The following is a 23,338-nucleotide window of genomic DNA, read 5'->3' as shown; positions in this document are numbered from 1 at the left end:
TTAGCGGTGATGAAATTCGACCTCTTTTTCTAGAATCTTAATATCATAGTTGCCAAAAAAATCGTGACCCAGTAAGCCAATGCTTGCTTTAGGAGCGATCGCTACCTGAAGATTAGTGGCTGTAATTCCACCTACTGCAATAGATTTTACCTTACTGGTTGGAAATTCTACTTGGCTACCATCGGCAATTTGAGCTTGCATTGAACCTGTAGCCTGGAGTTCAAGTGTATTCGCCATATTTAGAGTGATAATGGTTTCACTGGCACCTGTATCTACAATCATTTCAAAAGTTTTTTTGTCGTTGAAGGTGACATCAATCACAGGAGTTCCACCAAAGTGGCGTTTGACTGGGACTCGAAAAACTTTGTTGTCTGAAGGTGCGGCTATATTACCACAAAGCCTTCCCAATCCAACGGTTTTACCAGAGGAGGTTATCATGTAACATCCTCCTGGATCGTCAGCTGTTGCCTGATGAGAGAATGCTAAAAATACCAGCGTCGGCATTAGTGCCGCAGCTACGCCCGTTGTAAACATCGCAGCTAGGTTAACGGTCGTAATCCAACGCCTCCAAGCATTCTTCATGTTATATTTCTATCCAATTTTGCTGAGATTTTTTAATAATTAAATTATTCAGAATAACTGTAATAATTACTGCTGAAAGCCCAGCTTATTAAAATAACAATATAATATTTTTAAACTTATCTTACAACAAATATTCAAATATATTGTATTATTTTGATTATAATTATCTCTAAACTAGATTTAAGCTATATACACAATTTTTGTCCTTTCAAGTTAGATAGTGATTTTTTTGCTTATGTGTCTCTATAAAATAAAATTGCATCTGGCTCAATACATCTTACCTATAATTACTGATTGATAAATTAAAGATTAGGCAAAGAGATGAAAAAACTAAAGGCATATTAAATCTGGCATACCAAGAAGTTAGATAAGAGAAATTTGTTAGCTTACTCAAGGGTTGCTGCTGCATGGACAGCAGTTGCGATCGCATTTTTAACGGCAATTTCTCTCTGTTCTAAGATGATATTTTCACCATCAGTACGCGAAGCAACTACACCGCAAATAGCTGCTGCGGCAAAATTATATACTCCTGCCATTTTAAATAGCGTGCCGCATTCCATCTCATAATTCAAGATATTCAAGCGCCGATATTCTTCTGTGATGCCATGCAGCGATCGGATTAAATTTGGATTTGCAGAATCAGTGCGTTCTTGTCCTTCATAAAAAGTATCAACTGATGCCGTAATTCCTATGTAATGTTCAACCTTTAATTCTCGCGCGGCTTTAACTAAAGCGACTGTGAGAAACGGATCGGCTGCGGCTGGATACTCCGCAGGTGCAATGTCATAAGCTGCACCTTGGCGACATAATGCTGCACTGCTAATAACAACGCTACCAACTGGTATATAAGGTTGAATTGATCCGCAAGTTCCAATGCGAATAATTTGCCGGATTCCTACTTGGATTAACTCATTCACCACAATACTTAATGAAGGCGCACCCATCCCACTAGTAGCTGATAAGATGCTGCGACCATTTGGTAAGTATCCCATATAGCTATTGAGGCCGCGATTTTCAGACAATAGGCGGATATCCTGGAAATAAGTTTGGGCAATTAGATGCGATCGCTCTGGATCGCCAGATAATAGGGCAATGCTAGGAGGCGATGAACCTAAATCATCTTGTCCAAAACCAATGTGATAGAAGCGTTTATTTGGCATTCAATTTTAAATTTTAATTTTTGGATTATCTTACTACTTAGCTTACTTATGAACCGTCTTTACCTCTCCATGTAAGATGGCATTGGTCATATAAATTAAACGATAGAATAATTTTTTGGCGAATTTCTGCCATTTCTTCGGAGCGGTTAATACTTTGCATTAAATAACCACTCTCAAAGATAAGTTGATGAACTTCCTCATATTTATAAGTAGGTTGAAAGCCAAGATGAACATATAGGCTATTAATAAAATTATTGCCTACTAATAAGGAACGTGGATTAAATAAAATGCAAAACTTCATCCTGTCTCTAGCTTCCCTCTCCTTTATAAGGAGAGGGATTCAGGGTGAGGTAAGCCAGGGACATAAATTGTATGTTATTTAATTCTTATTCCTAAGCTTCCTGTAAATTCCACAGGATAATTGATGTCAAAGTCAATTTTTTTAACGAACTGCAAAGTACGCATTCGCGTAGCGTCTCCTTGGCGTAGCCTCTCGTAGAGAAGAGTTGGACACAAAGGAAGAGAAGGAAGAAATGCTTAACAGAACTGTATTGCCACTTGCTCTACTTAGGGATACCTAAATGGAGCAGTTGGCGTCAATTAGAAGGGAGTGCGCGAAGCACACAAGGTTTCAGGTTTTAAATGCGTAAGTCCTGCTTTACCTAAAATCTCCTCCTTCCCATATCTGAAGTTGTCTTTGGGCCGCGATTATGCAATTAAGATGCTTGGGTGGGTAGAGAAAATGATCATAAGCTAAAGCCATCTGTCTAGCAGCTTCAGTATATGGCACTCGTCCTATTCCTGTACCCAATCCAGGACAAGCAATAGTGTTAATTTTTTGCTTGGCGCGTTGGTTATGGTGTCGAGCTGCCAGCAGCATCGCCCACATCGCAATATAAGGAATATCTGTCCCAGCAATGATCATGGGGACTCGCATAGTCGGTGTATGAGCCAAAAAAGGATGCTTGTGATCACCTGTTTCCACAATCATTGATGTTCCCACAGGTTGTTCACCCAAATAATCCTCAAGAATGCGCTCCTGGACTCTTGCCATTAAGGAATGACCGAAAAAACGGACAATTGCCGCATCTATGCCACCATCCATCATTCCAAAAGAGTTAGCAGGGCTGACCATACAATCAAAATCTGGCAACCACTCGAAATAGTTATTCACTATTTCTACATTGGGTAAGTGATTAAAATGCTGTTGAAAGGCTGCACACAACAAAGAGTCGGGAGCTACCAATATCAATTTCAAGCTTTTATTTCCTCCGCTTGAATACCTATTTTAAACGTTAGCTAGGGCAACAATCAACGGTTTTTCTGTATTATCAGCCTTTTCTTTTTCATATACTACATATATAATACAAAATATATCACTACTCAAGTGGTGGCTGTTTGTCGCTTGAACAAAAGGAAATTTTATGATTCCCCGAAAACGCATCCGTAATATTGGTATCTCTGCCCACATCGACTCTGGTAAAACTACGCTTTCAGAGCGAATTCTCTTCTACACGGGCAGAATCCACGCTATTCAGGAGGTGCGGGGAGGTGGCAAGGGTGCAATGATGGACTTTATGCCAGAGGAAAAACTGCATGGTATAACCATCACTTCCGCTGCTACCACTTGCCAGTGGCACGATACCCAAATTAATCTGATTGATACACCTGGACACGTAGATTTCACAATTGAAGTGGAACGCGCCCTGCGGGTATTGGATGGGGCAGTGATGGTGCTGTGTGCTGTGGCGGGTGTCCAGTCCCAGTCCATTACAGTGGATCGGCAAATGAAGCGCTATCGTGTGCCGCGTTTGGCGTTCATCAACAAAATGGATCGGACGGGGGCAGATCCATTTCGAGTAGTACAGGGAATACGCGATCGCTTGCAACTAAATGCGATGTTGCTCCAGTATCCTATTGGCAGTGAAGACCAATTCCAGGGAGTGATTGACCTGGTAGAAATGACTGCTGACTACTTTGAGGGTGAAAACGGGGAAAACTGCGTGAAAAAATCAATTCCCGAACCTCTTAGGGATGAGGCACAACAGGCACGTGACAAGCTGCTAGATACTTTATCGCTGTTCTCAGAATCCATGACCCAGATGCTACTGGCGGGTGAGGAGATTCCCAAAGAATTAATTTGGCAAACCATCCGACAGGCAACCTTGAGCCTAGAATTCACGCCTGTACTGCTGGGTTCGGCATTCAAAAATAAAGGAGTGCAAAACTTATTGGATGCAGTTGCGCTCTATTTACCATCTCCGATAGATAGAGAAGTGGTCAAAACCGCAGAGTCAGTGAGTGTCTACCCTAACCCCGATGCTTCCTTAGTGGCATTGGCATTTAAACTCACTGTTGAGTCTTTTGGGCAGTTGACCTATACCCGGATTTACTCTGGGACACTGAAGCCGGGCGATACCGTCTACAACTCGCGGACTGAACAGCGGGTGCAAATCGGTCGCTTGGTGAGAATGCACGCCAATAAGCGAGAAGAGGTAAAAGTTGCCGTGACCGGGGATATTGTTGCCCTGTTGGGTGTGGATTGTGCTTCTGGTGATACATTCTGTACAGGGGAACCACTGATATCTCTGGAAAAAATGTTTGTACCCGAACCAGTGATTACTTTGGCGATTACGCCCAAAAAGCAGGAAGATAGCGATCGCCTTTCCAAGGCACTCAATCGTTTTCAAAGGGAAGATCCCACCTTCCGGTTGAGCATCGACCCCGAATCAGGAGCAACTCTAATTTCTGGGATGGGCGAACTCCACTTGGAAATCTACGTGGAACGCATCCAACGGGAATATAATGCCGAGGTCTACGTTGGTACTCCCGCCGTGGCGTACCGGGAAACCATTGGGCAACGAGCTAACTTTGACTTACCGATTCAAGAAACAGTCAGGCGGCCCCGGTCAGTACGCCCATATTACTGGGTGGATTGAACCCACAGACGAGCCGTTTGTCTTTGAAAATCAGGTGGTTGGGGGTGCGATTGGCTTTCCGGTCAGCCTCCCATCAAGCAATTGAGGGTGCGATCGCCAAAGCAAAACCCTACATCCTCGAACCCATCATGCTTGTAGAGGTGGAAATACCCAACGAGTTTATGGGAAGGGTTCAAGGCGACTTATCCTCCCGTCGAGGTTTGTTGTTGGGTTCCGAGACAATGCAGGGATACACGGTAATTCGGGCAGAAGTAGCGCTGGTGCGAATGTTTGGGTATTCTACAGAATTACGCTCTATCACTTCTGGCATGGCTAGTTTTTCAATGGAGTTTGCCTGCTATCGCCAGTCCTGAATCTACATTAGTAATCAGCATCTTGAATATTTAGGGACACAGCATAACTGTGTCCCTTTCAATTATCCCACTAAAAGATTGCTGAATTCTAAATAGGACTTACGTAAAAACTCTCCCAAACTCTTATTCCTTTGTGTCCTTTGCAGTAGCCTGCGGCAAGCTGCTCTGCATCTACGTTTTTTCATAATTTCGTGTAAGTCCTGTTAAATTCTGGCAAATGTATTCTTCTTCAATCGGTAAACTAAATTGGATACTCAGGAGTTTTTTATGCTAACTTTGAGAACCCTACAACCTGGAGATGAAGTATCGCTAGAAGAATTTCTTTTGCAACACAGCGATACTTCGATGTTTTTGCGCTCTAATTGGCGAGCTGGGGGATTGCTTGACCAAGGTGCAAGATTTCAAGGAACTTACATAGCAGCCTACATAGATGAAACTATAGTGGCAGTTGCAGCCCACTTTTGGAATGGGATGATCGTAGTTCAAGCACCTGTACATTTGCCAGAGATGGTGCAGGAAGTTGTGGCACAATCTAGACGTGTTATTTCTGGAATTAGTGGCCCAGCAGCACAAGTCGAAGCGACAAAAAGCATTTTGGGACTTAGCAACCGACCAACTCAGCTTGATGAGCCTGAGATATTGTTTTCTCTAACACTGCGTAACTTGCAAATACCTCAAGCTTTAGCATTGTCAAAAGTGCAGTGTCGTTTGCCACATTCAGAGGAGTTGGAATTACTCACTGAATGGTGCGCTGCTTATAATGTGGAAGGTTTAGGACAAAGAGATAGTCCTAGTTTAAGATCTGTTTGCAGTCTCGTAATTGAAGCACGTCAATCTACGGCTATGCATTGGATTTTGGTAGTAGGGGATACCCCAGTTTCCTACTGTGCTTTCAATGCCAGCCTACCTGATATTGTGCAAATCGGTGGAGTCTGGACACCGCCAGCGCTGCGGGGTAAAGGCTACGCCAAAAGTGTAGTAGCAGGCTCATTGTTAGATGCGCGATCGCTCTTAGTAAAACGTGCCATCCTGTTTACAGGTGATAATAACCAAGCAGCTCAAGCAGTTTATCGAGGAATTGGCTTTTTGCCTACTGGCGAGAAGTATGGCTTAGTGTTATTTGAAGAGACTCAGGCTTGAGAAATATTGGGTTAAACACAAATATTCTTAAAGGCGCAACACCTTACCGAATTTTAGATTTTAAATTTTAGATAATGGAATTGAATAATTAAATCCAAAATTCTTGATACAAGAAAGAGCATTCATCCGGCGCGACTCAATCTTTCGTGGTAAATAAAGCAGCAAAGGGCGAACGTAATGACAGAATAGCGATCGCACATTCGTACATTTATAACTTCCAAATTTTGACTTAAGGGACTGACAAAAAATAAATTATCCAAAATTATTTGTACATTTGTAGGGTATCTTGGCCTTGCGCCCCTACGTTCGCGGAGCGTCCCGCAGGGATGGGATGTTTTTTAACTGGAAGTCCCTAATTTCCCACAAGTTTGCTCTTTTGTGAATTAATCTGTATAGCCTTGAATATTCTCTGGTTCAAATTGACGCAGTACGCGCGTAGCTTCGCGGGTTAAATCCTCGTTCCCAGTAACTACAATTAGGTATTTGCCAGCATTCAGACGGTTCCTATAGGGTAAAGCATCGCCACTACCAACAGGTAAACCGACTCCTCGACCAATTAAACCAGCGCCCAAGACTCCGGCTATAGCTCCTAAGATCCCAGCAAGAAATTGATTGCAAAATCGAGCAACCTGGGGAAATATTTCAATCTCTGTGAGATAGTTGAAGGCATAACCTGCAACAAATCCAAAGGGTACAAGCCACCATAAGAGCCGAGTTGATTGTTTACGGGCTTGCTTGTCGGGATCAATTAGTCCAAATTCATCAGCACTTAAATAACCATCGCCCAAAATATTGACTTGTGAAGTTGGCAAGCCTGCTTTTTCCAGAGCAGAATTGGCGGCTTCTGCTAGTATTCGATCTGGTAAAACTGCAACAAGGTAATTCATAAGACCTCGCGGAAGATATGAAATATCAAGTAAATATGTAGACACCTTACTGGCGTCTACATCCAAATCCAAGAGCAATTAAAACTGATATTTATAGCAATTGCTTCTTTTACAATTTCTCTATCGCGGTAGTGGTCAGGTAAAATTAGGCGATCACATTATTTGATCACTTGGCATTTCCAGTAGATTTAGCTGTAAGGGTGCGAGCATGTTGCAAATGCTCTTGCAGAGTCGGCAAAGTTTTAGTTGCCCAAGCTTTCAAGTCCTGATCCTGTCCTTGATCTGCCTCACGTTGGAATAAGGATACAGTTTTAACATGAGCCTTAACCATCTGGTTCATGTATGCTTGGTCAAAGGTCGCACCAGAAAGCTTTAAGAGATTAGCCTTCACTTTCCTATTTTCACGCCCGATGCTTTTTGGAAGAGTGATACCCTTCTGGGTAGCTAATTCTTTAAGTTCATTGTTTGCCTGAGTATGATCTTGAACCATACCCTGCCCAAACTGTTTCACCTCATTCTTTACCGCCCGTTGCGAAGCCAACTGCCCAAGCTGTACTTCTGTCATACCGCTCCTAGCAGCTTGGGTAACAAATTGTTTATCTGTAGAACTGACAGCATTCTGAGTTGATCTAGTTGGAGTTTGATTTGACTGAGCTGTGGTTATATTTTGTCCAGATGCAGCGGTAAATGCGCCAATGGCTACAAGCGCAGCCATAATTATTTTTTGTTTGTTCATAACTAAATTTTATCCTCAATAAAGCTTTTTTTGTGCAGAATTAATCAAACTGCTTAATACGATCCGAGCTATTCTGGCTTTTTGTGCCACTGCCCATCATTGCCTTTTTCGTAATCGTGCTTTACCGCACTCCAAGCAACTGTACCTGTAAATTATCGCATTTATAACAAACAGGAGGGGAAAACCAAAAATGATTATTTGCAAGAGATGATTGCTCAGGTTTTCACTTGGGGGTTAAGTCCAAAAATAGTAACGACTGACACTCTTGTTTCGAGCCAAAAAAACCTAAAATTCTCTAATAGACTTGCGAGTTAGGGTTTTTAACTGGAATAGCTAAAAATTGCTCATGCTCAGTTGATGGTAAAAATTTTACCCAAGTTCAAAATCTAGAAATTCCAGAAACTGGTTTAATAGTGCATCTGAAAAAGTTTTGTGAGGTGAAGGTATTTCGCAGAAGTTTCAAAACAAAACTTCCAGATATTACATTATGTACATCCCTGAAAACGATGCACTTTCTTCAATCTCTAAAGCCGAATTTCAAGACTTATATTCAATACATTGGGGAATTGAGTGTTACCACAGAGCTATTAAACAAGTATGTGGTGTTGGTCAATTTATGATTAGGACAACTGAGGCAGTCAAAACTCATTTTTTTAGTGCAATTCGAGCTTTTACACAATTAGAATTAATGCGTATAGAAGAGTTAATTGAAAATTGGTATGAACTCCAAAGAAATTTATCTCTTTAAGTAGCTCGTGACTTTATTTTAGAACATATATTATAGTATCAATTTTCTGTCAATACGTAAGTCCTAGTATTATTTTATTTTTCTATGTTTAGGCAATATCTAAAATAATATTTATCATCTCGCTTTTTGAACTAGAAGATAAAATCAAATCAATTCTGCCTCTTCAAATACCTGCCTTGTGGTCAATTCCAAACCTGGAAATAGCTCATCTACAATTGGTGTATTATCTGTGTAAACTTGACTTGAACTATTAGGAAGAAAAACTCTAATACTTATTGCTTCAGGGTCTACAACCCAAACCCTTGACACACCCGCAGCAAAATAATCCTGCGCTTTATCTTCAAATTCCTTCATGGTTTGGTCTGGAGATATAATCTCAATTACCAATTATGGAATCGCTGGACAAGCTTCATTACGCTTCCAACTTTTGGGTAAACGTTTGTAAGATATGTATGTCAAATCTGGTAATGGTGCCCAATCTTTACCTTGACGCTTTAAGAGAATTGCCCACTCAGGAAGGACTCTACCTTTACCTTTGCACCAAGCACGAATTAGTAATCCTAAAGCTAGCTGTAAAGTCGAATGAAAAAATTTTGGAGACACTTTAGGGATTGCCTGACCATTGACAAGCTCATAGTATACATCTCCTTCGGGTAGAGCCAGAAATTCTTCTAAAGAGAGTTGACCTGCTGCTATGTTAAACATAAGCTGCATAAACGATCGCCTACATATATCTTACACACGCCATAAGTAGCAAAGCTTCAATAGTGAAAGTTTATAAGATATTGCAGCAGCGATGTCTACGACAGGCTACGCCTACGCAGATGATCACAAGAGTTATTATATTTGCAATTGTAAAATTTGTACCCTCAGAATGAGCCTCTTCAACCTATAGCAGGAGTGTAATGTTCCATTAAGCACTTACTATAAAGAACTAGGAAATTAAATTGCAGTATATCTGCCTTTAAAATTATGGACTGGAAGTATAGGTGGAAAAATGGCTCTCAGCCAAGCCGAGATCAAGCGGCAAAAAACCCTCATTTGTTAGATGAGAGTCAGTTCGAGAACGAGCAAGACCGAAAGCTAGCTGAAGAATCTGCAAGGAAGCATTTGGGCATACCTGCATCAACCTTAGATGAGGAGCAGTCAATATTACCTCGTGCAGCTTCGCCTGATGAAAATCTTTTATAATAACACCATTTTCAAAGATATTTGCAACAAATAAACTGGCTGGAGGGTCATACAGATTTACGCCCCTAAGCATCTATCCTTAGCAGGAACTTTGTGAAATAATATAAGGCTTGGGCATTTTATGCCTATGTCCGCTCCGCACCATTATAAAATTCGACAAAATGCAGATTTATCAACTTTTTAATCGATTAAACAATAGGAAATTCACTAAATTACTCACTCAGACTGTAGCTTTAAGCGTAGGTGCTATTGTTTTACTCTTAAGTACTAATGCTAATGCTGCCGAGCAAGTTGTTTTAAAGTATGGTAATTTTCAGGGGCAAATATCTGTTCAAGAATTAAGTCAGTTTACAGAGACTGGCAAGACTACCCCGACGTTAAGAGCTTATTTGGAGGCTGCCAAACAAGACCCCGCAATAGCTCGTAAGGCCCTGAAAGCCCCAATAAAAGCCGATCCTGCCTTTTTAAATAATTTACTGTCTAGCTGGGCTGGGCCAATTTTAGTTGACCAAATTGGTGAGGTAGTTCACCCTCCCACAGGACAACTAGATCAGCAGGCCCTGCGAAGTGCTTTAAGTGCATCTATTAAACAAAATGGTGAAGTCACACTGCTTGGAGCGATTCAGAATTATCCAAATACTTCTGTTGAACTTGAAGGAGATCGTCTGATCGCTGTTTATCAACGCCTAAGCAATCTTGCAGAACTCTTATAAGGGCTACTTAGAGATAAATATATAGGACTTACATTTGATTTTTGAAATAAACGTAGTGGAGTAACATGGTGCAATAGTCGTAGGGTGTGTTATACCCTTGGCTAACGCACCGTTTTTATGATCTATTGCGGTGCGTTAGCCTAACGCCATAACGCACCTATGATACTTAGATTTATTTCGCGGTGTTCAGATCCCCGACTTCTCATAGAAGTCGGGGATCTAACTTTTCACGAATGATTTAGGATTGCCATAGTTAGTTGTGCTCATATCACTGGTTTGATGCCTCAATAGTCGTAAAGTTTAGTCATGAACAGGATTAAGTTAATACTGATGAGTCTATCTTAGGGTTCATACCTTATTACTTATAAATTCCCTAACCTAAATGTAGAGTTGAGTCTAAGCATAGGGAAAAGATTTGTATGACAACTGATGTTTCTAGAGATATTAACAAGGATGTTAATGGGTCACTTATAATTGGTGTTCTCTTAAGTATTTTGGGGGTTGTTGCGATCGCACTGCCTAGTATCTCGACCATATTCGCCGAGACTTGGGTTGCAGTGATTTTGATTTCTGCGGGATTTACAAAACTAGTTTACGCCACTCAAACCCGCCAGCAAGGAGGTTTTATTTGGAAACTTCTATTGAGCGGAGTCTATATTGCAACGGGCGTGATGTTGTTTGTTTATCCTTTTACAGGTGTTCTCACACTAACTCTGTTGCTTGGTACCTTTTTGCTAACTGAAGGCACATTTGAGTTAATTCTGGCATTCCAGCTACGTCCGCAACAGAACTGGACGTGGATACTAAGTAATGGCATTATTACACTGGTCTTAGGCGCAATGATTTGGTTCCAGTGGCCCTTTGATGCGCCCTGGCTGCTGGGGATACTAGTTGGTGTCAGCATTCTTTTCACTGGCATTTCACGCGCAATGCTGGCATTGAATGCGCGTTCTACCTCGAATCCTTCTGACCAAACTGCAAAAACCAGTTAGTAATTAAATTTGGGAATATGTTGCAATGCCAATGCGTCGGTCGCATTGTTAATGTGTTCCCTTACAATGCCAATGCATCGGTCGCATTGTTAATGTGTTCCCTTACAATGTCAATGCATCGGTCGCATTGTTAATGCGTTTTCTTACAATGCCAATGCATCAGTCGCATTGTTAATGTGTTCTCTTACAAATGCACAAATAACTTTGGATAATTTATTTTTTGGAAGTTTATAAAACAATACAGTTTAAATAAAGCTAAAAACTATAACTTATGTAAGTTGGGGAGCCAGTACGTTACGGTGAATCCAGTGGGTTTCCCACCGTAGGCGACTGGTGTTACCGCAGCGTAAAGCCTGCGACATGGCTTCTCTACGAGAGGCTGCGCCAACGCTTAGAGCGAGTCTTCTCCCAAAGGGAGACGCCAAGGGCGAACGAGCGTCACCCGAAGGGAGTTCCAAGAGTTGTAGCAACTGGCGTTTGAGGAACGAAATCCAACATTATCAAGACTTTGTTGGGCTTTGCTGTTGCTTAACCCAAGCGTATTGGTTTATAAGACATTGCAGCAGCGATCGCTCTGAATATTGCTAAATTAGCTAAGGAAATCAAAATCAAGGCCAGCTAGCTGCAATCAACAATGGTATCTATTACTACTCCCTTCTCGGATATTCAAAACCATTGGGCACGCTCATTTATTACAGCCTTAGCCCAACGTGGTATTGTCAGTGGGTCGCCTAATGGCACGTATCGCCCCGACAACTCAGTCACCCGCGCTGAATTTGCCGCCATCATCGCCAACGCATTTGGGACAGTTTCCAAGAAGCGGCAGTATGTCCCCTTTGTTGATGTACCCACTAATTATTGGGCAGCAGCCGCCATTCAAGCAGCTTACGAAAAAGCATTTGTTAGCGGGTTTCCTGATAAAAGTTTCCGTTCCGCTAACCGAATTACGAGGGTGGAAGTCTTAGTTTCCTTAGTAGGAGGCTTGGAAATTGCCACGAAGGTAAAACCTGGACTCCTCTCACAACTCCCACAAATTTATCAAGATTCTGTTCAGATTCCTGAGTATAGTAGAAATCACATAGCTATTGCCACCAGCGCTGGATTGGTGGTTAATTTCCCAAATATCAAATTACTCAATCCCAATCTCGCAGCCACCCGTGCAGATGTGGCAGTGATTATTTATCAAGCTTTGGTGTATTTAGGTGAGGTAGAAAAAATTGCCTCTAGTTACCTGGTGCAGCCGCCAATACCAACGCCCACACCAACACCACTACCCACACCGACACCGACACCAACACCAACACCAATACCTCTCGGTAGTATTAGGGTAAATCATAACCGGGAATTCCGGGGGGCGTGGGTAGTATCTGTATGGAATGGTGATTGGCCTTCCAAAGCGGGACTGTCTGTTGCCCAACAAAAAGCTGAACTCAGCGAGATTATTAGTAAATTACAAGCGCTAAACTTTAATGCCCTCATCTTCCAGGTGCGACCGGAGGGAGACGCCTTATATGAATCCAAATTAGAGCCTTGGAGTGCTTGGATTACAGGAACTCAGGGTCAAGCACCAGAACCATTTTATGATCCTTTAGCGTTTGCGATTGCAGAATGTCACAAGCGCAATATTGAACTTCATGCTTGGTTTAACCCCTACCGCGCTAGCACTTCCACTGACCCAGCCAAAACAGTTCGTCCTCACATAGCAGTTACCAATCCAGAAAGCGTTTATTTGTGGAAAACTCAACGCTGGATGGACCCAGGACTGAAAGTAGTTCAGGACAGAGCTTACAACGTAATTATCGACGTAGTGAAGCGCTACGATGTTGATGGCATTCACTTAGATGATTATTTCTATCCATATCCCATCGAGGGACAGTCTTTTCCTGATGACAAAACCTACGCTGTATATAAGGCGGCTGGTGGTACATTCAGTCTTGGCGACTGGCGACGGGACAACGTTAACAAAATGGTACAGCGCCTCTGGCAGGGGATTAAAACAACTAAACCCGACGTTAAATTTGGTATTAGTCCCTTTGGGATTTATCGCCCCGGACAACCTGCTGGGATTACTGGGTTGGATGCTTACAATGTGTTGTATGCTGACTCGAAGAAATGGTTAGAACAAGGCTGGATTGATTATATTGCTCCTCAACTTTATTGGCGCACAGATCAACCACAACAAAGTTATTCGGCGTTGTTAAAGTGGTGGACACAGGTAAATACAAAGCAAAGACATGTTTACGCTGGTAATAATCTGACAGAACCAAGCAACAAGAGTCGGGAGAGTGACGAGATTGAAAAGCAGGTGAAAATTAGTCGTAGCCAAGCTGGACAGTTGTCACTGGGGAATATCTTCTTTAATCTCAGTGTTTTGACAGAAAATAGTCAAGGCATTGCTGATACATTCCAAAGTCTGCTTTATAACAAACCTGCGCTACCTCCAACTTTGTCTTGGCAGGATACAACACCACCCCCTCCACCCATTGGACTACAAGTGAATAACCGTAAACTGAGTTGGCAGCCTGGTGATAATCAGCCAGTTCGTTCTTGGACACTTTATCGGCAGAGTGGCAATACTTGGACAATTCAGCGAATTTTGTCTGCTGGCACAACCTTTGCTACTGTCCAACTAGCGGGAACTTATGCCGTGTGTGCGGTGGATAGATTGGCAAATGAGAGTGTGGGAACAGTTATTATAGTTAGTTGAACAAAAGTGCTACCCATGAGTGCGATGCCTGGAGCGGGCAATGCGATCGCTCTTGATTAGCTTTTTAAATGAGTATTTTTTTTCACTTATAAGAAATCTGAGCTTTCTTCTATTCTTGATCCAAATTCATCAAATATATTTGGGGCATACTGCCGTCAGCAAGATCGCGCCTACCGCTCAATAAATAGGGATTAATCAGATTAATTTGAACTCTGTTGAGTCGGATCAAAATATTGAATTCCGATGAAGGAAATATAAATTTGTTGTAAAGGCGTTCTTGCACAAACACGGTAAATGGTAATGTCTGACTGTAATATGCAGCAATTAACCTCATGACTGCACTTTTTGTAACCGAATCATAGAAATATTAACAAGTTAAATTCTGTGCTACGTACAAGTCAGTATTAGGTAGAATCTTCAAGAAATATTACTCTTCTTTAAGGGTAATGGATGAAGTATGCCGAAAATATCAATTTTGAACCAAGTCATTTGTGCCTTGAAACAGCACAAACTACAAATTCAAAACTGAAGTTACTTAAAAATCAATTTAGGTAGGTAAAAATAATGGCAAATATCATTGGAACCAACAGTAATGATACTTTAGTCGGTAGCAACAACAACGATACTATTAACGGCAAAGCAGGCAACGATACTCTCATTGATAGTCTGGGTAATAATACCCTCAATGGTGGTGCTGGTGATGATACCTTAAATGCTACAAATTCATTAGGCAATAACCTGCTTTCTGGGGGCAATGGCAAAGATTATCTAGACCTCTCTGGCATTTTGACTGGTAATTCATACTACTATTTCAACGACGACAGGTCAACGGGCAATAATACCCTTAACGGTGGTGCAGGTAATGATACCTTGAATGGTACCGGTTCAAAAGGTAATAACCTGCTCTTTGGGGACGATGGCAATGATTTTCTAAACATCTCTGGCAGTAATCAGGCCCAATCCTATTTTGACTATGGCTCTCAATCCATCGATCAAACAGAAGGGAAGAATACCCTCAACGGTGGTGCAGGTAATGATACCTTAAGTGCTAGAGGTTCAACAGGTAATAACCTACTCTCTGGGGATAATGGTAATGATTATCTAGATATCTCTGGCCATGATTTAGAAACTTCAACAGATTATGGCACCAATGATTACATCGCGTATTATTCCGAGACCAATCGATCAACTGGCGAGAATACCCTCAACGGTGGTGCAGGTAACGATACCTTAAATGCTAGTGGTTCGACAGGTAATAACCTACTCTCTGGGGGTGATGGTAATGATTATCTAGATATCTCTGGCTATGATTCAAAAACTTCAATGGTAGATCATAACCTCAATGGCATCAAGAGTTCTGACAACGACAGTCGATCAACCGGCAATAATACCCTCAACGGTGGTGCAGGTAACGATACCTTGAATGCTAGCGGTTCAACAGGCAACAACCTACTCTCTGGGGGCGGTGGCAAGGATAAATTTGTTTTCAACGACTTAGGCAACAGCAGTGATACGATCACCGATTTCGGTGGAGTAGGTAAAGGAACAAACCCCACAGCAGCAGTCATTGCCGAAGTGGATACCCTAATATTCCAGGGCAAGGGCTTGACTGCCCGAAATCTGCTGCTGACCCGGAATGGCAACAATCTGAAAATTACCTTTGAAGGAGTAAATAGTGCCCCAGTTATCCTGCAAAACTTTGCCTTGGAAAATCTCGATAACCTAAGTAAATCTACAGGAGCCACTGTAGACTTGGGCAATATCTTGTTTAATGGACAAACTAGCATCACGGATAGCTTTGATGTCTTCAATGCCAACTCCACCCAAAGCACTATCTTCAACAAGAATACAGTCACCTTCCTTAATGACCTCAACAATAACGTCAACGGCTTTGACAACTCAGATGATGTCATAAATGGTCAGGGGGGTGATGACATCATTGACGGCAAAAGTGGCAATGACCTTTTAAGGGGTGGTACGGGGAATGATACTCTCAATGATAGTCTGGGCAATAATACCCTCAATGGTGGTGCTGGTGACGATAACTTGAATGCTGAAAGTTCATTAGGCAATAATCTGCTCTCTGGGGGAGATGGCAATGATTCTCTAGATATCTCTGGCCGCTTCGTGTACGATGGCGGAACAGATGACGAGATATCAAAGGGCAATAATACCCTCAATGGTGGTGCTGGTAATGATACCTTGAATGGTACTGGTTCATCAGGCAATAATCTGTTCTTTGGGGGCGATGGCAATGATTATCTAAACATGTCTGGCGGTTACTATGATGATATTGAATCCGGCACAGACTCTGACAATAGGCCAAAGGGCAATAATACCCTTAACGGTGGTGCAGGTAACGATACCTTGACCGCTAGCGGTTCAAAAGGCAATAACCTACTCTCTGGAGGCGATGGCAATGATTTTCTAGATATCAGTGGTACTAGTTCACAAGATGAGTACGGCGACTCCGGCGATCAATCATCAGGCAATAATACCCTCAACGGTGGTGCAGGTAACGATACCTTAACCGCTAGCGGTTCATTTGGCAATAATCTACTCTCTGGGGGCAATGGCAATGACTACCTTACAGGTGGCTTGGGTTATGATACCTTTGCTTTCAATAGTTACAAAGAAGGTGTTGATACTCTTTATAACTTCGACGCCACTCAAGACCTGATTCAAGTATCGGCTAATGGTTTTGGTGGCGGGTTGTCAAAACATTCACTCTTCGCTAATCAGTTTACCATCGGAACATCTGCAAGCACTAGTAGTCAACGATTTATCTACAACAACATTACAGGTGCATTGTTCTTTGACCTTGACGGTAGTGGATCTGGATTTACTCAGGTAAAATTTGCACAACTATCAGCTGGATTGTCACTAACCAAAAACAATTTTGTAGTTGTTTAATCGTCATTAACGTTTGACCATTACTAAGCAGTATGTATTGCGAGGTGCTTAAAATAGCACCTCGCATTCGATTGCTTAATGCAAGTCATTTTGAGCAGCGATGGTCTATGGAAAATTAGGAATTCACCTTTCGGTAGATTTAGACAGAATTATCAAAACTGTATATTTGGATGGAGTAACACATAATTTGCCACAAAACCTCATGCCAAATCAGTAATTTCAATATCAACAGATGAAATTTTGATTGAATTATAGTTAATTTGTACCTTAAGTTCCTCATCAGCCATGACACCCCCTGAGCCTCAAACTGATTTTGGAGACAAACCTCCAGAAAACTCATTTGAGCCACCTTCTGGAAAACGGCGGTGGCTTTGGTTATTTTTACCTGCACTACTATTGTTAGGAGGCGGAACATCTGTAGTTTGGCGTTTGCTCACTCCGCAAAATTCAGCACCTTCAACTGCTAATGTTCAACCTCTAGGGGTAAGAGTTAAAATATCGACTGTACAAAGCGGCATAATTGAGGAAAGTTCAGATTTTATTGCTAGCCTAAAGTCTCAGCGCTCAGTCACGCTTCAGCCGAGGATTCAGGGCCGAGTTACCCAGATATTTGTCAAATCGGGAGATCCAGTTGCAGCAGGAACGGCAATTCTCCAAGTAGATTCTACACCACAAGGAGCGATCGCTCTAAGCAATCCTGTGCCTCAAGCATTTTTAGTACAACTGGAAAATGCCCGTGCTACACTCAAATTTCTGGAAGCACAACGACCATCCTACGTTGCGAATGTGCGATTGTACCAGCAGAACTACGAAAAGTTTGTCAACCTAGCTGAGGAAGGAGCCGTGTCTCGACAGACTAGCAATCAGTTTGCTGACCGGCTAGCCACTGCTAAAACTAGTCTTGATGCAATCGATTCTAGGATTCAAGCACAACGAACCACCATATTGCAAGCTGAAAAATCCTTGCAGCAAGGTAATGTAAATACTCAAAACCAACAAGTCCAGATCCAGTCCGACAAAATTACCTCTCCTTTTAGTGGCACAGTTGGCAATATGCCGATGAAAGTCGGTGATTTAGTTAATACTTCAACACAATTAGTTAATATCACCCAAAATCGACCTTTAGAAGTCAATATCTCTGTGCCACTACAGCAAGGTCCCCAATTGCATAAGGGAATGCCAGTGGAGGTGATGAATGCACAAGGTCAAAAGCTTGGCAGAAGTAGAGTATTTTTCATTGCACCTAATGCTAGTAATCAAACACAAGGGATACTGATCAAAGCACTTTTTAACAACCCTAATGGTCAGCTACGTGCAGATCAATTGGTAAGGGCTAGAGTGTTTTGGAATCAGCGCCCTGGAGTTTTAATTCCCACAACAGCAATGACTCGTATCGCTGGGGACACTTTTGTTTATGTAGTTGAAACCGAAAAATCTCCCCAAGGTGTATCCCAACAAGTAGCTCGGCAAAGGCGAGTCAAGTTAGGCGAGATCAAAGGTAATAATTACCAAGTTATTGAAGGATTACAGCCAGAAGATCAAGTTATTATCTCAGGGCTGCTCAATCTCAGGGATGGCGTTGCGATCGTTCCAGAATCTTAATTAAGGGGAAAAGGGGACAAGGAGAATAACCCATACCCAATGCCCCATACCGTATACCCAACATGAATGCGATCGCTAAATTTAATCTTGGTACAGTCCTTTAACAGCAGATAATCTCTTTGGTGAACCAAAATAAAACTAGATTAATTTATGGCATCTTTAGCTGGAAAAGTTGCAATTATCACTGGTGCATCGCGGGGAATTGGACGAGCGATATCTTCGACGGGCTACGCCTACGCACTAAAATTAGCAGGTAAGGGCGCATCTGTTGTTGTTAACTATGCGGGTAATGCAGGCAAAGCACAGGAAGTTGTTGCGGAAATTGAAAAGTTGGGAGTAAAAGCGATCGCTATCCAAGCTGATGTTAGCAAAGTGTCCGACATCCAACGGTTATTTGAGCAAACACTTGAACACTTCGGTAAACTCGATATTTTGGTCAACAATGCCGGAATCATCTTCTACAAACTAATTAGTCAGGTGACAGAAGAAGATTTCGACAAAATTTTTGCCATTAACGTCAAAGGCACTTATTTTGCTTGTCAACAAGCCGCGCAACACATGGCAGAAGGGGGACGGATTATCAATTTTTCCTCATCAACTACGGTGATGATGCTGCCAACTTATAGTGCCTATGTAGGAACCAAAGGTGCTGTTGAACAAATCACGCGGGTATTAGCTAAAGAATTGGGTACAAAGGCGATCGCAGTTAATGTTATTTCTCCTGGCCCCACCGATACAGAACTATTCCGAGAAGGCAAAACACAAGAACAGATAGACCGTACAGCCCAAATGGCTGCTTTTGGCAAACTGGGAGAGGTGGAAGGTGGAAGAAATCGCCGACGTAGTGGCATTTCTTGCAGTGACGAAGCTAGGTGGATCACTGGACAAAACATCCGTGTAAACGGCAAAGCCGCTTGAATTTAAAGGGATTGGGCATTGGGCAGTTGTATTGAGCAGTTTGTCCTTCGACCCTTCTCTTCGAGAGGCTGCGCCAACGGCAAGCTCAAGGCATAGCAAGCTCAGGGTAACGCAGACTCTTTTTCCTCAAAAGCTTTAACAGCTTATCCGAACCGTATTGGAATATCTCTATGTGATTGGGGCGAGGTTTTTAGATAAGGCAAGGTTTAAGAAAAGGTGGGTTTGTTTTTGCTAGTCGATACAATCGCATACATAAGAAATATGTTTAGGGAATGAGAGTCTTTTCAATGCGACGGTCAGGGATAAGCCATATGACCGCAACTAAAACGTACAATGCACAGGCAAACCATGAGTTCAAAAATGCAATTGGAATTGCTACAGCATAAAACACCACTGATACTTTTTCCTTAAGGGTTCCACCGACTGCGAGCGCTAGAGATGAATCCTTACCGTGGTGAGAAATGAGAGTGCGGGTAAGGATGAAGTAAGCGATCGCAGCCAACAATAACACCGTACCATAAAGGACAACTGGTATGGCAGCAAAGTGATTCTCGCCCATCCAGCCAGTGACGAAAGGGATTAGCGATAGCCAAAACAGCAGATGCATATTAGCCCAAAGGATACGGCCATTAACGTTTCGGACTGCTTGTAGTAGGTGATGGTGATTGTTCCAGTAGATGCCGATATAAATAAAACTCAACACATAGCTGAAAAATACCGGGATCAGCGGACGTAGCGCAGCTAAATTGAATCCATGCGGCACTTTTATTTCCAGTACCATAATAGTGATGATAATGGCAATCACCCCATCACTGAATGCTTCTAATCTCCCTTTTACCATGTACGCATTCCTTTTCTATTTACTTGAGAGTAAGTTGTGACATTCTGTACTTTATCGTACCAAGTGGTCGCCGTTGATGAAGATTGTCTGTGATTGCAATCCTTAATATGACTTCCCTTAAGCTACTCCATACCCCGTATACGGACGCTTATAGGGCGGATGTAAACCCAGAATAATATCTTCCTTGGGCACACCAATTTCTACCAATTCCTACGCAATATCTACATCAGTCATATTGCGCTGAATCCAAATTTTCCCATCTTTAATGTCCAAATGGATGCATACAGTTGTAAACTCGCTTAAGTCCCTGCCAGCCAACTTCTGAAAGCTAGTAGTGGTGATGTTCTGTATCAAACATAAGCTGAGACTCAATATCTGAATTGCCATTCTCAAAAGTAGTGTGAGACGTTAATACTTGGTGGATGTTTTGGCGGTACTGTTCTACTCTTTCCATTCAACAATCACCTCCTGAAGTGGATCATAACTTACCAATTTCACTTGATAAAGCTTGACAGTTTCTTGAGTGAATCGCTCTTGAAAGAACGAGTCAAAGGTATCGACAGGAACCGCTAAAGAAAGTATTCTATCTGGTTCACTTATCTGTAATCTGAGGCGATAGTTCAAAAACTGCCCCAGTGCTGAGTGAAAGTCAGTGATTATAGAGCTATTAAGAAAGCTTTTGATTTCAGCTGCAATTTTTCGCCCCGCCTTATCAGCTGCAAAGATTTTTTCTGCCGCTAAGTACAGTTTTCTGTAAAAGCGTAGCGTTATTTAATGCGGAAAGATGCATTGGCATTGCAAAGGAACGCATTAACAATGCAGCCGACGCATTAACATTGTATTGGAATGCATTGGCATTGTATCAAAACACATTAACAATACGGTCGACGCATTGGCATTGTATCAAGACACATTAACAATGCGGCCAACACATTAACATTGTATCGGGATGCATTGGCATTGCAAGGTATTGCCTTTGATTAATTCGCTACGAATCAATGAAATGCTGCACTAAGTCAATCTCAAATTTTACACGCTCAATCCTGATTTTTAGCGGATCTGCTGTAATCACCCACTGCTCTTTTAAAAGTGCTTGTTTAGCAGTCATTTGTCCTCACATTGAAGTGTTAGCGTAGCCCACCTTTAGCATCGCGATGCCTTTGCTGCAAAACACTAGGTGTAGCTTGCTTCCCGTTGACGCAGCTTCTCGTAGAGAACGGTACAGGGGGTACGCCAACACAAAATATTTAATTCTCACTCGCCAATTTCCGTCGCAATTCCCGAATAGCAGCGCTAGTATTACGCTCGTAGGCAATTTTCAAACACTCTGTGACTACCTCTGACACATTCTTTACGCCCATGTTCTGCTAGCGGTGCCATCAAGAGAATTTCTCCATCTCGATACTTAATCCGAGGAGAGGAGCGATCGCCTAGTTGCTCATTCAGTGCTTGATAGTCTTGCCAACTTCCAAGTAGGCGTATTACCGCGCCTGGGGGTAAATGAATCTTCTCTGGCGTGACAACAGCGAACATAGAACTGACACCTCGATCTCCACTGTAAAACTTAAATATCAATTGCTGCGGCTGAAGAATACAGCAGCTAGGACTATTAAACCTAAAAGTGATAAGGGAACCCAGAGATTAGGGATATCTGACAAACTCATAAAGGACTTCCAAATAAGTAGGGTGTGTTAGGCAAAAGCCATAACACACTGCAATAGATAGAACATGATGCCGTACTTTCCGTGCTAACACACCCTACCATGTACTAACTTTTGTCGTTAGCTCAAAAACATTAAATTGTTAAGCCGATGCCTCCTTTAGCGAATTCTTCAACCGTTTTCTGTGAGAATTCATGAGTAGCGATCGCCTGCAACATTGCCAATGGTAAAGTCAAATGATCCGCCCCGGCTTGCAATGAGGCGGCTGCTTCTTCGGGAGATTTGATACTAGCTGCCAAGATTTCAGTATTACTGCCTTTGAGGACGCTAGCCATATCCCGGATTAAGGCAATACCGTCACCTAACAACCGTGTAGCTCGATTTACATAAGCTATGGTAATTTTAGCTCCTGCTTCCCGCGCTACTGCTGCTTGTGCTGCACTGTAAATCGCTGTCACCGAACAGGTAATTTCTGGTGATAGACTCGCTACCACTTCAAAACCTAACGGTGTTGCAGGAATCTTTAAAATTGTTTGTGAACCAATAATCTCGAAAGCTTTTCTACCTTCAGCTAGCATCCCGGCTTTATCAGATGCCATAAGTTGATAGTATAACGGGCCATTCGTCAAGGCAACCAATTTTTTGAGCGTAGTTTCTGGTGGGCTATCGCTTTGAGCCAACAGCGTGGGATTTGTTGTAATGCCTTTCACCCATCTCCAAAGCTTAACAACTTCAGCTTCAGATGCGATCGCTGAGTCCAGATAAATTGTCATAATTCGTCCCCTTAATGGTCTTGCTATAACTCTGCATTCATTTGAAGATACTCAGGAGTAATTTTAGATGCGTTTGCCCTGGGGTAAAGAAGGAGCAGGCGACAGAAAGAATTATTGTTTAATAACTCTTTTTCCCTAAGAGCCTCAAGAGCTTATCTTATCTGAACTGTATTGGGTGTGAAGGAATAATGTTGTGCAATTACACAAAATAAAAACCTCAGTAGCAAAAGTCTATTTCTCCAGTAGCATCTTTTAACCCTCAAGAATTGCTTAATGTTGATCGGGATATTAATTCTGCGGTAAATATTAAGCGCGGCGGACTGTGACTTTTCCCGACAATAAATCGCCGTCAAGGAATTCAGTAGTAATTAACTCTACGACTAATAATACTTATAGAACCCATTTGATATCTTTTAGGCGAACAAGTAGAATCGACACGAACAGGTGAATTCAAACAGGTAAGGAGTGAAAATGGGGTATTC

General features: G+C 42.2%; 19 protein-coding genes and 6 pseudogenes. 10 read left to right on the top strand and 15 right to left on the bottom strand.

The window, feature by feature from the left end:
• From V7K48_RS28575 to V7K48_RS28565, 3 genes are all read right to left on the bottom strand, one after another.
• Window positions 1-582 carry a retropepsin-like aspartic protease family protein gene (locus V7K48_RS28575; RefSeq protein WP_335077663.1) on the bottom strand — a complete coding sequence of 194 codons (582 nt, stop codon included), beginning with the start codon at window positions 580-582 and terminating at the stop codon, window positions 1-3.
• Window positions 583-968: 386 nt separating this feature from the next.
• Window positions 969-1,742, bottom strand: coding sequence for a nucleoside phosphorylase (locus V7K48_RS28570; protein ID WP_335077661.1), 774 nt, complete (start codon window positions 1,740-1,742; stop codon window positions 969-971).
• 658 nt (window positions 1,743-2,400) lie between these two features.
• Entirely contained in the window at window positions 2,401-3,000 is a 600-nt protein-coding gene (locus V7K48_RS28565) for a macro domain-containing protein (RefSeq protein WP_335077659.1), read from the bottom strand.
• Between the two features lie 166 nt (window positions 3,001-3,166).
• On the opposite strand from V7K48_RS28565, the pseudogene fusA reads away from it, so the two are divergent.
• Together fusA and V7K48_RS28555 are read left to right on the top strand one after the other, a co-directional pair.
• A pseudogene (gene fusA, locus V7K48_RS28560) lies at window positions 3,167-5,034 on the top strand (elongation factor G).
• Window positions 5,035-5,301: 267 nt separating this feature from the next.
• A complete protein-coding gene (locus V7K48_RS28555) occupies window positions 5,302-6,174 on the top strand; it encodes a GNAT family N-acetyltransferase (RefSeq protein WP_335077657.1) in 873 nt (290 codons plus the stop codon).
• 383 nt (window positions 6,175-6,557) lie between these two features.
• Here the strand turns inward: V7K48_RS28555 and V7K48_RS28550 are convergent, their stop codons facing one another.
• From V7K48_RS28550 to V7K48_RS28540, 3 genes and pseudogenes are all read right to left on the bottom strand, one after another.
• Window positions 6,558-7,061: a hypothetical protein gene (locus tag V7K48_RS28550; protein WP_335077655.1), complete on the bottom strand. Its 504-nt coding sequence runs from the start codon at window positions 7,059-7,061 to the stop codon at window positions 6,558-6,560.
• A 166-nt stretch (window positions 7,062-7,227) separates the two neighbouring features.
• A complete protein-coding gene (locus V7K48_RS28545; RefSeq protein ID WP_335077653.1) occupies window positions 7,228-7,797 on the bottom strand; it encodes a DUF4142 domain-containing protein in 570 nt (189 codons plus the stop codon).
• 68 nt (window positions 7,798-7,865) lie between these two features.
• A pseudogene (locus V7K48_RS28540) lies at window positions 7,866-7,910 on the bottom strand (ChaB family protein); the annotation flags it as partial.
• Window positions 7,911-7,935: 25 nt separating this feature from the next.
• On the opposite strand from V7K48_RS28540, the pseudogene V7K48_RS35195 reads away from it, so the two are divergent.
• Window positions 7,936-8,545: pseudogene (locus V7K48_RS35195) on the top strand (transposase); the annotation flags it as partial.
• Between the two features lie 144 nt (window positions 8,546-8,689).
• On the opposite strand, the pseudogene V7K48_RS28530 reads toward V7K48_RS35195, so the two are convergent.
• Window positions 8,690-9,250 (bottom strand): annotated as a pseudogene (locus V7K48_RS28530) (Uma2 family endonuclease).
• A gap of 267 nt (window positions 9,251-9,517) precedes the next feature.
• Between V7K48_RS28530 and V7K48_RS28525 the strand changes: the two are divergent.
• The 3 genes from V7K48_RS28525 (at window position 9,518) to V7K48_RS28515 (ending at window position 11,441) form a co-directional block, all read left to right on the top strand.
• Complete coding sequence (locus V7K48_RS28525; protein ID WP_335077649.1) at window positions 9,518-9,736, top strand: bromodomain-containing protein; 219 nt, start codon at window positions 9,518-9,520, stop codon at window positions 9,734-9,736.
• A gap of 161 nt (window positions 9,737-9,897) precedes the next feature.
• Complete coding sequence (locus V7K48_RS28520) at window positions 9,898-10,449, top strand: alpha/beta hydrolase (RefSeq protein ID WP_335077648.1); 552 nt, start codon at window positions 9,898-9,900, stop codon at window positions 10,447-10,449.
• Window positions 10,450-10,868: 419 nt separating this feature from the next.
• Window positions 10,869-11,441 (top strand): HdeD family acid-resistance protein, encoded by a 573-nt coding sequence (locus tag V7K48_RS28515; RefSeq protein WP_335077646.1) that lies wholly within the window; start codon window positions 10,869-10,871, stop codon window positions 11,439-11,441.
• 269 nt (window positions 11,442-11,710) lie between these two features.
• On the opposite strand, the gene V7K48_RS28510 is transcribed toward V7K48_RS28515, so the two are convergent.
• Window positions 11,711-11,911: a hypothetical protein gene (locus tag V7K48_RS28510; RefSeq protein ID WP_335077644.1), complete on the bottom strand. Its 201-nt coding sequence runs from the start codon at window positions 11,909-11,911 to the stop codon at window positions 11,711-11,713.
• A gap of 164 nt (window positions 11,912-12,075) precedes the next feature.
• Here V7K48_RS28510 and V7K48_RS28505 point away from each other — a divergent pair, with 164 nt between their 5' ends.
• On the top strand, window positions 12,076-14,148 hold the full coding sequence (locus tag V7K48_RS28505) for a glycoside hydrolase family 10 protein (RefSeq protein WP_335077642.1): 2,073 nt from the start codon (window positions 12,076-12,078) through the stop codon (window positions 14,146-14,148).
• A gap of 109 nt (window positions 14,149-14,257) precedes the next feature.
• On the opposite strand, the gene V7K48_RS28500 is transcribed toward V7K48_RS28505, so the two are convergent.
• The gene (locus V7K48_RS28500; RefSeq protein WP_335077639.1) at window positions 14,258-14,482 is read right to left on the bottom strand and encodes a hypothetical protein; all 225 of its coding nucleotides are present in this window, start codon (window positions 14,480-14,482) and stop codon (window positions 14,258-14,260) included.
• Window positions 14,483-14,712: 230 nt separating this feature from the next.
• Here V7K48_RS28500 and V7K48_RS28495 point away from each other — a divergent pair, with 230 nt between their 5' ends.
• The 3 genes from V7K48_RS28495 (at window position 14,713) to V7K48_RS28485 (ending at window position 19,581) form a co-directional block, all read left to right on the top strand.
• Window positions 14,713-17,061 (top strand): beta strand repeat-containing protein, encoded by a 2,349-nt coding sequence (locus tag V7K48_RS28495; protein WP_335077637.1) that lies wholly within the window; start codon window positions 14,713-14,715, stop codon window positions 17,059-17,061.
• A gap of 285 nt (window positions 17,062-17,346) precedes the next feature.
• On the top strand, window positions 17,347-18,663 hold the full coding sequence (locus V7K48_RS28490) for an efflux RND transporter periplasmic adaptor subunit (protein WP_335077635.1): 1,317 nt from the start codon (window positions 17,347-17,349) through the stop codon (window positions 18,661-18,663).
• Between the two features lie 150 nt (window positions 18,664-18,813).
• Entirely contained in the window at window positions 18,814-19,581 is a 768-nt protein-coding gene (locus V7K48_RS28485; RefSeq protein ID WP_335077633.1) for an SDR family oxidoreductase, read from the top strand.
• 265 nt (window positions 19,582-19,846) lie between these two features.
• Here the strand turns inward: V7K48_RS28485 and V7K48_RS28480 are convergent, their stop codons facing one another.
• From V7K48_RS28480 to V7K48_RS28455, 6 genes and pseudogenes are all read right to left on the bottom strand, one after another.
• On the bottom strand, window positions 19,847-20,422 hold the full coding sequence (locus V7K48_RS28480) for a TMEM175 family protein (RefSeq protein WP_335077631.1): 576 nt from the start codon (window positions 20,420-20,422) through the stop codon (window positions 19,847-19,849).
• Between the two features lie 117 nt (window positions 20,423-20,539).
• Window positions 20,540-20,876: pseudogene (locus V7K48_RS28475) on the bottom strand (XisI protein).
• Window positions 20,864-21,169, bottom strand: a complete 306-nt coding sequence (locus V7K48_RS28470; protein WP_335078060.1) for an element excision factor XisH family protein — start codon at window positions 21,167-21,169, stop codon at window positions 20,864-20,866. Before V7K48_RS28470 ends, V7K48_RS28475 begins: the two are co-directional and overlap by 13 nt.
• Before the next feature lie 241 nt (window positions 21,170-21,410).
• Window positions 21,411-21,530 (bottom strand): element excision factor XisH family protein, encoded by a 120-nt coding sequence (locus tag V7K48_RS28465; RefSeq protein ID WP_335077629.1) that lies wholly within the window; start codon window positions 21,528-21,530, stop codon window positions 21,411-21,413.
• A 245-nt stretch (window positions 21,531-21,775) separates the two neighbouring features.
• Window positions 21,776-21,955, bottom strand: a pseudogene (locus tag V7K48_RS28460) (Uma2 family endonuclease); the annotation flags it as partial.
• A gap of 262 nt (window positions 21,956-22,217) precedes the next feature.
• On the bottom strand, window positions 22,218-22,856 hold the full coding sequence (locus V7K48_RS28455; protein ID WP_335077627.1) for a transaldolase family protein: 639 nt from the start codon (window positions 22,854-22,856) through the stop codon (window positions 22,218-22,220).
• Between the last annotated feature and the right edge of the window lie 482 nt (window positions 22,857-23,338).

The organism is Nostoc sp. (assembly GCF_036919615.1).
Taxonomy (GTDB): Bacteria; Cyanobacteriota; Cyanobacteriia; order Cyanobacteriales; family Nostocaceae; genus Nostoc.
The sequence above is the reverse complement of the archived record's forward strand: the minus strand, read 5'-3'. Positions and strand labels throughout refer to the sequence as shown.

Excerpts from the sequence above, each read along its gene's own strand:
- V7K48_RS28575 (WP_335077663.1), bottom strand. The coding sequence starts at position 582 with ATGAAGAATGCTTGGAGGCGTTGGATTACGACCGTTAACCTAGCTGCG.
- V7K48_RS28570 (WP_335077661.1), bottom strand. The coding sequence starts at position 1,742 with ATGCCAAATAAACGCTTCTATCACATTGGTTTTGGACAAGATGATTTA.
- V7K48_RS28555 (WP_335077657.1), top strand. The coding sequence starts at position 5,302 with ATGCTAACTTTGAGAACCCTACAACCTGGAGATGAAGTATCGCTAGAA.
- V7K48_RS28550 (WP_335077655.1), bottom strand. The coding sequence starts at position 7,061 with ATGAATTACCTTGTTGCAGTTTTACCAGATCGAATACTAGCAGAAGCC.
- V7K48_RS28545 (WP_335077653.1), bottom strand. The coding sequence starts at position 7,797 with ATGAACAAACAAAAAATAATTATGGCTGCGCTTGTAGCCATTGGCGCA.
- V7K48_RS28525 (WP_335077649.1), top strand. The coding sequence starts at position 9,518 with ATGGACTGGAAGTATAGGTGGAAAAATGGCTCTCAGCCAAGCCGAGAT.
- V7K48_RS28520 (WP_335077648.1), top strand. The coding sequence starts at position 9,898 with ATGCAGATTTATCAACTTTTTAATCGATTAAACAATAGGAAATTCACT.
- V7K48_RS28515 (WP_335077646.1), top strand. The coding sequence starts at position 10,869 with ATGACAACTGATGTTTCTAGAGATATTAACAAGGATGTTAATGGGTCA.
- V7K48_RS28505 (WP_335077642.1), top strand. The coding sequence starts at position 12,076 with ATGGTATCTATTACTACTCCCTTCTCGGATATTCAAAACCATTGGGCA.
- V7K48_RS28500 (WP_335077639.1), bottom strand. The coding sequence starts at position 14,482 with ATGAGGTTAATTGCTGCATATTACAGTCAGACATTACCATTTACCGTG.
- V7K48_RS28495 (WP_335077637.1), top strand. The coding sequence starts at position 14,713 with ATGGCAAATATCATTGGAACCAACAGTAATGATACTTTAGTCGGTAGC.
- V7K48_RS28490 (WP_335077635.1), top strand. The coding sequence starts at position 17,347 with ATGACACCCCCTGAGCCTCAAACTGATTTTGGAGACAAACCTCCAGAA.
- V7K48_RS28485 (WP_335077633.1), top strand. The coding sequence starts at position 18,814 with ATGGCATCTTTAGCTGGAAAAGTTGCAATTATCACTGGTGCATCGCGG.
- V7K48_RS28480 (WP_335077631.1), bottom strand. The coding sequence starts at position 20,422 with ATGGTAAAAGGGAGATTAGAAGCATTCAGTGATGGGGTGATTGCCATT.
- V7K48_RS28465 (WP_335077629.1), bottom strand. The coding sequence starts at position 21,530 with ATGACTGCTAAACAAGCACTTTTAAAAGAGCAGTGGGTGATTACAGCA.
- V7K48_RS28455 (WP_335077627.1), bottom strand. The coding sequence starts at position 22,856 with ATGACAATTTATCTGGACTCAGCGATCGCATCTGAAGCTGAAGTTGTT.